This window comes from Cryobacterium sp. 10I5 (assembly GCF_035019865.1).
In the GTDB taxonomy this organism is placed as follows: Bacteria; Actinomycetota; Actinomycetes; order Actinomycetales; family Microbacteriaceae; genus Cryobacterium; species Cryobacterium breve_A.
Window position 1 is genome coordinate 1 of sequence record NZ_JASJVI010000135.1, and the last position, 6,711, is coordinate 6,711.

9 protein-coding genes, 1 pseudogene and 1 riboswitch are annotated in these 6,711 nt (G+C 60.3%); of the genes and pseudogenes, 7 read left to right on the forward strand and 3 right to left on the reverse strand.

Annotation, left to right across the window (positions count from 1 at the left end; all coding sequences use genetic code 11):
• On the reverse strand, positions 1-627 hold a 627-nt coding region (locus QN350_RS18665), incomplete at its 3' end, for a DUF1345 domain-containing protein (protein ID WP_323517094.1).
• A gap of 263 nt (positions 628-890) precedes the next feature.
• On the opposite strand from QN350_RS18665, the gene QN350_RS18670 reads away from it, so the two are divergent.
• From QN350_RS18670 to QN350_RS18685, 4 genes are all read left to right on the forward strand, one after another.
• Positions 891-1,364, forward strand: coding sequence for a hypothetical protein (locus QN350_RS18670; RefSeq protein ID WP_322135563.1), 474 nt, complete (start codon positions 891-893; stop codon positions 1,362-1,364).
• 93 nt (positions 1,365-1,457) lie between these two features.
• Positions 1,458-1,682, forward strand: a complete 225-nt coding sequence (locus QN350_RS18675) for a glutaredoxin family protein (protein ID WP_322135562.1) — start codon at positions 1,458-1,460, stop codon at positions 1,680-1,682.
• Positions 1,683-1,708: 26 nt separating this feature from the next.
• The gene (locus QN350_RS18680; RefSeq protein ID WP_322135561.1) at positions 1,709-1,894 is read left to right on the forward strand and encodes a hypothetical protein; all 186 of its coding nucleotides are present in this window, start codon (positions 1,709-1,711) and stop codon (positions 1,892-1,894) included.
• 304 nt (positions 1,895-2,198) lie between these two features.
• Positions 2,199-2,813 carry a hypothetical protein gene (locus tag QN350_RS18685; RefSeq protein WP_322140473.1) on the forward strand — a complete coding sequence of 205 codons (615 nt, stop codon included), beginning with the start codon at positions 2,199-2,201 and terminating at the stop codon, positions 2,811-2,813.
• A gap of 50 nt (positions 2,814-2,863) precedes the next feature.
• On the opposite strand, the gene QN350_RS18690 is transcribed toward QN350_RS18685, so the two are convergent.
• Positions 2,864-4,348 carry a GGDEF domain-containing protein gene (locus tag QN350_RS18690; protein ID WP_322140472.1) on the reverse strand — a complete coding sequence of 495 codons (1,485 nt, stop codon included), beginning with the start codon at positions 4,346-4,348 and terminating at the stop codon, positions 2,864-2,866.
• A gap of 123 nt (positions 4,349-4,471) precedes the next feature.
• Positions 4,472-4,546: riboswitch (cyclic di-GMP riboswitch) on the reverse strand.
• 245 nt (positions 4,547-4,791) lie between these two features.
• On the opposite strand from QN350_RS18690, the pseudogene QN350_RS18695 reads away from it, so the two are divergent.
• The 3 genes and pseudogenes from QN350_RS18695 to QN350_RS18705 all read left to right on the forward strand — a co-directional run bounded on the left by QN350_RS18695 (position 4,792) and on the right by QN350_RS18705 (position 6,192).
• Positions 4,792-5,301, forward strand: a pseudogene (locus QN350_RS18695) (ATP-binding protein).
• Between the two features lie 424 nt (positions 5,302-5,725).
• Complete coding sequence (locus QN350_RS18700) at positions 5,726-6,001, forward strand: glutaredoxin family protein (protein ID WP_322140471.1); 276 nt, start codon at positions 5,726-5,728, stop codon at positions 5,999-6,001.
• Complete coding sequence (locus QN350_RS18705) at positions 5,998-6,192, forward strand: hypothetical protein (RefSeq protein ID WP_322135557.1); 195 nt, start codon at positions 5,998-6,000, stop codon at positions 6,190-6,192. Before QN350_RS18700 ends, QN350_RS18705 begins: the two co-directional genes overlap by 4 nt.
• A gap of 189 nt (positions 6,193-6,381) precedes the next feature.
• On the opposite strand, the gene QN350_RS18710 is transcribed toward QN350_RS18705, so the two are convergent.
• Positions 6,382-6,609 carry a hypothetical protein gene (locus tag QN350_RS18710; protein ID WP_323517096.1) on the reverse strand — a complete coding sequence of 76 codons (228 nt, stop codon included), beginning with the start codon at positions 6,607-6,609 and terminating at the stop codon, positions 6,382-6,384.
• Positions 6,610-6,711: the final 102 nt, after the last annotated feature.

The following is a 6,711-nucleotide window of genomic DNA, read 5'->3' on the forward strand; positions in this document are numbered from 1 at the left end:
CGTTGTCGCTAGGACAACGACTCCCAAGACGTAAGAAAGCAACGAATGGCGCAGCGCGGTGATGCGGATATCGTGATTTTGCAGATTGGTGTCCGAAACTTGGAACGTGGCCCCGATCGTCACGGCCAGGTAAGCGAAGTCGGAGTACCGGGGCGGCTCGCGTTGATTGAAGTCAATGCCCCCGGTTTCGTTGCTGTAGTACAGGTGCGCGTATCGCAAGGTGAACACGGTGGTGACCATCAGCCAAGAAGCCGCGATCGTTGACAACGCCAAGACGACGAGTCCGGCTTTGGCCAGTCCTTCCACGGTGCCAGCCTCAATGAGGATAAGCGCAATGGCCCAGAAACTGGCGATACTTGCGCACAGAATGAGTACCTCGGCGGCGAACCGGGATGGATCTTCTCGAGTGGCATATCGTGCGGTCTCAGAATGATCCAGTCGACCTACCGCTATCCACGTCCACGACAGGAAGACGACCGCCGCCCCAACCCAACCGATAGCCGGCGCGAATGCCCATTTCACAATCAGACCAGAGGCGACGCCAACGAACACGCCAACGATGAAAGCCACGCTCGCCCTCGTGCCAGCATGAAAAATTGTTGATCGAAAGTCCTGCACCTGCTCCATCCCCAGATCCTCGCACAAAGCGCACGATTTAGAACCAACCGCCGGTATGTTGTGGATGTCCCCAACTGGAATTCTGTCGCTAGCCTCGCCAATGCGTAGGTCACGGGTTCGCCCACGCCTCCCCAAAGACCAGGATGAAGAACTCTCGTAGAGCATTGGACATGCTGCCGCTCATATCCGCTGAAGCGGGGCGCGCAGAAATCATGAGGGAGCCAACGGTGGGATACTTCACACCTCCAACATGAAATGGGAGCACCGACATAATGAGCGCAGACTTCGACTACACCCAACACCCGAGAGCCGCCGAACGTGCCGCCCAAGGGCCGCCGACCGTGCGCTCAGTTCTCTCGAAGTTGCGCGCTGATTCCGGCCGGGTGAACGGCATCAATCAAAAAATCGGCTTGGGCATCACGAAGAGCGTCGGAACAATGTGGGCGGCCTACGCATTCGCCGCCATCAGCCTTGTCAGCCTGCCGGCCGCCATTCAAAGCCACGACTCCATCGTTATCATCGCCTGGGTCGCCCAGACGTTCCTCCAATTGGTGCTCCTCCCGATCATCATTGTGGGCCAGAACATCCAGGCTGCAGCCTCCGACGCACGAGCCGCCGCCACCTATGAAGATGCGGGCGCGATCCTCGAAGAAGCGAAACAAATACAATTGCACCTCGCCTCACAGGACGCCGCCATAGGTGCCCTCCTCGACAAGGTCAAGTCCCTGGAAAACCAGACCCCCTGATCGGTGGCTCACCTAAGGATTGGATGATTGGCAAACACCCTTCCAAGCCGACGGACGGCAACGCGGTCCCATCGACGCCGGCCACTCGCGGTTGTGGCTTCCTCACGCTCTGACAACGTCGGCCTGCAGTACGAGACCGTCGACCTCACCCACGACCAAGCCGCCGCCGACCTGGTCACACAACTCGGCTACCGATCCGCACCCGTCGTCATCGTTGGCACCGAACACTGGGCGGGGTTCAGGCCAGACAAGATCAACGCCATCGCCGCAGCACAAGCCGCCACGCTCACGCCGATACTGAAGGAAGAGAAAGAGTGAGGAAGCCGCTGCCCATCTCACCTCTCATGACTCCAGCCGAAGTATGCGCAGCACTGCGCATCGACACCCTCGACAAGCTGCGCACCACCGACAGGCTCAAAACCTTCGCCATCGACGAACACCTCCTCCGCGATGACCGCCAGTCCGTCCTGACTTTCAGCCTCGCCGACGGGGCACCTTCGCCGAGACACACACCCGGGACTCGACAATAAGTTCGACTCGGCGCACGCACCGGCACCCGCGTTTCCGGTGGCGAAGAAATCGGTGAGCGGGATCCCACGTGTTCCGATCCATACCTGAGGACGAACTGGACCGGCATGCAAGCAATCGCGCGGGCCGGGGAGAGCCAGCGCCCCGCTGTCCAACAAGCTGTTGACCAATTGCCCGGGCACACGCCACTATCCCTCGACACCGGGGCCGCTGATGCCACCATCGTGGCTCTTTGAAGGGATCCTACGGGCCTATGGGCGCTCCCGGACTCGATAAGCTCACGGCGCACCATAAGAGAGGACGATATTGGCCGCCTGGACTGTTGAATATGAGGGCGATACCCTTGACCGCTTCGTGGACTCGCTCCCTCCGTACGAGCAGGCGGTCCTCATCGCGGCAATCGAGCACGTACTCGAGGTCTATGGAATCGACATTTGCGCAGGCGAGTGGGGGAAATCACTCGGCGATGGACTGTACGAGTTTCGCGTGCGCAAATCGTTGCAGGCGATTTTTACTGAAGCCGGCCTAGCGCCGCCGATGGATATGTCTGGCATCGACCGCCAGGTACTTCTCCGAGTGTTCTGCACATTTCACGGCTGCAAGATTGTTCTTCTCTACAGCGGATACAACAAGAAGAGTGGATTCAACCGGTGGAAGCAACACCTCGATCATGGAGGTGGATTATGGGACGTCCGAAGGGTTGGATGGCCACGCAACTCGGGCGAGAACCGATGCGGTCGCCAGGCCGGCCGCCGGGGTGGCACCGGGAGCACCGCCAGGATTTCTGGGGGCCTCGTTGGCCAGGGCATCTCGAGCGAGGAAGCGGGCGAGCGGGCCTGCGTGTCGGCGCCGGTCGGGACTCGCTTCTTCCGGCACGCTGGCGGGATGCTAGACCTCAGCAAGGCACCGCTGTCAGGATAGGTTTTTGACCTTCGTCGAGCGTGAGGAGAGCCTCAGAGACACAAAAATGATCAACGCGCTCCACGGAGTGGGCGCGTGCGAATAGCTGTGACTGCGAGGGCCCATTCGGTTGTTAGCCGGGTCGCACCGGTGTGTATGAGCCCCACGTGATAGCCCTGTACTTGACCTTTGCCGTTGGCTTTGGCTGCATACATCGCGATATCGGCTTGATGTACAAGCTCATCGATATCAATCCCGGGTGTGAGCGTCGCGATCCCGACGCTGGCACCGACCTGCGCAAAGCGTTCGCCAACGCGCACGGGTGGTGTCAGCGAGTCAATCATGCGTTGAGCGACGTCCCTAGCAGCGCTGGCCGTGGTACCGCGCAACAAGATGGCGAATTCATCGCCGCCCAGTCGCGCGCAGACATCGCCGGGGCGAGTGCACCCGCGCAGCCGCGCTGCGACCTCGAGAAGTACCGCATCTCCGGCACGATGACCCAGGACATCGTTAACATCCTTAAAGTCGTCTAAGTCGAGGAACAAAACGTGCAGACCGTCCAGATGCGCCTGGTCCGCGAGGCTTGAGGCCAGCTTCGCGGTGAAGGAAGCCCGGTTGTCCAGCCCAGTCAACGAATCATATTGGGCTTGTAACGTGAGTTGTTGATGCACGTCACTATTGCGGAGGGCCAGAGCCACCTGGTTGACCAAATCACGCACAGACAACAACGCATCTGAGGGGATCTTCTTCGGCGCACCTACCAGCATCCAGGCGTTTTCGTGCAATCCCCGCAAACTAACGCACGACCAGGCGAGGTCGACGCCGACGGCGTCATCCAGCGGTCCCGGCTGAAGGACCCGCGCATCCCCTGGATCCGTTGTGGACGAGACGACGGTCCCAGGAAACGCTCCCGGAACACTAAGGAAGCTGCCGGCAACTCCTTGAACCCTCAACTCGGCGCCATCGCGCACCAGTTTGAGCAGGCGCAAACCTGGAGTGGCATCACAAATCTCAGCACAAGCCGCCCAAGCGAGAGCCCTGATCAAGGTCTCGTCAGTGAGGCCCAACAATTGCGAGCCGGTGGCGGCCAACACGGTATCGCGCCGAGTGGCCTGCTCTCGCGCCAGCAGGCCACCGCCCATTTGGCGGGCGATGAAAACGGCGATGAATATCAGCGGGAACGACTCGTATAAGCCCGTCGTTGTCGGTGGCACCGAGTGGGTCGGAATCAACGACCACAACGGCACTGTCGCAGAGAGCGCTGCCATCCCGAGGACACATCGCAGCAGAGAACGCCAGATCGATCCGTAGAAGGCTCGAAACCAGATCGCGGTGAGCACGTAGGCGATCACCGTCGTCGTGGACGGACTGGCGAGCCCGAGAACAACAATCGCAACCGTGTCCAATACGTCCAGCCACAGTGGTACCTGCCGACTCAGGAGGACGTGAACGCACGATGACAGCAACGTTACCGTTGACCCCAAAAGCATCAGCACTATCACGCCGCCGGTCGCTTCGAAAAACGCAGCAGGCACGGACACGATCAGAGACGCCATCGCCAGGGCGGCAAAGTACCACCGTGTGCTTTGGACAGTCCCGTCAGACGGCCTCAAGAGGCCACGGACGTTCACCCGGTCTACTGATTTTCGCAAAACGCCCATTGAGCGTCGGTCCTGTCTGTTGATAGGCCGGCTAACCCAAGGGGTCCCGTGCCTTTGCGACACCGGCTTGCACCGGATGTGCCCGTGCGACTGACGCAGAAACGCCGTCTCGTCAATGATCAAGTGATCCTGACCTGACCGTAGCATTCTGTCGGCTGGAACGGCCCCCGGTTTGGTTGACTCCTGATCTCTGAAGATTCGTTTTCGCTTGGAGCGAAGTTCACCATACCCAAGCCTCACCCACCCCAAGTTCCGCGCGGCACCCATCGACGACAGCTACAACGCCTACAACCAACTCAACAGCACCGCCCCCGACACCGCCGCCACCACGTGGACATATGACGCGGCCGGGAGGCAGAAGAAGAGCAGACTGCCCCGGCCCTTTCATCGACCGGCAACAGAACGTTGTGTTCCAGGGATTCACCGGGTCGGGGAAATCATATCTAGGCTGCGCGTTGGCGAAAGCCGCGTGCCGGCACCGGGTGCGAGCACACTACATTCGAATGCCGGAGCTCGAAGAGGCCTGGCAGCTGGCCCGCGATAAACCCTCCGGCACGACGAAGTTCTTGAACAAGTACGCCGCATTCACGCTCCTGGTGATCGATGAATGGCTCCTCGACGAGCCCGACGAGAGCACCAGGAGCATGCTGTTGGAACTCCTCGAGCGCCGCTACGATCAGGCATCAACAGTGTTCTGCACTTAATACGCCCAAAAGGACTGGCACCAGCGCCTTGGCTCCGGGGTTCACGCGGACGCGATCATGGACCGCATCGTGCACAACACCATCTGGGTCGAGACCGGCGGCCACAACATGCGAGAACACACCGCCGGTCACGCCACGGCCTGAGGCTCGCGCGGTCGGGGGCGCCAGTGGCCCCCGGCTGCGCGGCTGGGTGGCACCCAGCGGCAATATCGATGGCCCCCGAAGGCAATATTCGCTGGCCCCCAGACCCGCAAATACTCAAGAACACGCCGCGGACCCGCAGACCACGCACCACGGCCGCCGCATCCACGCCCAAGACTGAGAGGTAGCCTTCGGCTCTGAACTGATCAAAGAAGCCTCGTCGACCGCTGGTCGACGAGGCTTCTTTGCGACAACTCCGTTGCCTTTTACGATCTGATCGTACGCACCATTCCCCCCTGCGCAAGGGCTTTCGCGGCATATCCTCGCTGCGCTACGGTATTCCACGGCCCCTTGCACATTCACCCCTGGCGCTGTCTCAAGGTCTTCGCCAAAAGACAATGGGAGATAAGAGAAAGAGGACCCACCGATGCCAGAACCACTCACGGTATACACACTGCCGAACTGCATCCACTGCACCCTGACCAAACGAGCACTCGACAACGTCGGCCTGGACTACGAGACCATCGACCTCACCCACGACCAGGTCGCCGCCGACGTGGTCACACAACTCGGCTACCGAAACGCACCCGTCGTGACCGTTGGCACCGAACACTGGACAGGGTTCAGACCCGACAAAATCACCGCCATCGCCACAGCCCACACTGCGGCACTCACGCCGATGCCGACGGAGGAGAACGCGTGATCAAGCCCGCACCTATCTCACCCCTGATGACACCGGCCGAAATATGCGCAGCACTAAACATCGACAGCGACGCGCTCAACAAGCTACGCACCACAACCGACAAGCTCAAAATCTTCGCCATCGACGCCCACCTAATCCGATTCGACCGCGAATCCGTTTCAGCTTTCAGCATCGACGAACCTCATCGTTGAGACACGATGAGGAGGCCCCTTCGCCGCGATACACACGCCGGGACGCCCCTTTGAACCGGCTCAGCGCAGAGTCCCGGTAACCACATCTCCGACGATCAGGACTCCCCTGATAACTTCAACCGAGATGAAGCGCTCCGGTTGCCTTTGGCAAGCTCACGTGCATCGATTCAATGCCGGGCGTGCCGCCTATCAGGCGCGCCAGAGCTCAAGCGTCGGCCAGGCATCCGGGACGCCCATCGATTCGATCGTCACACAGCCAGATTCGGGAAAAGAGTTTAGGAGCTCCACGGCCCTGGCGGGCCAGCCACTGTCCGGTTCGATCGATCTGAGCAGATAGGCCATCACCGCGAGAGCGTTGTACACGCCGAACACAGCTTTCGCGGAATCCCCGTCCTTGAGATGACCAAGAAGTGGCACCTGGTCGTGACTGGGTCGTGCCGGTGCGGAAGATGTCAACCTGTATGAGTCATATTCTCTAGGCGGTCATTGAGTTCGTTCCTGCTTTCTCGGGTTCGTTGA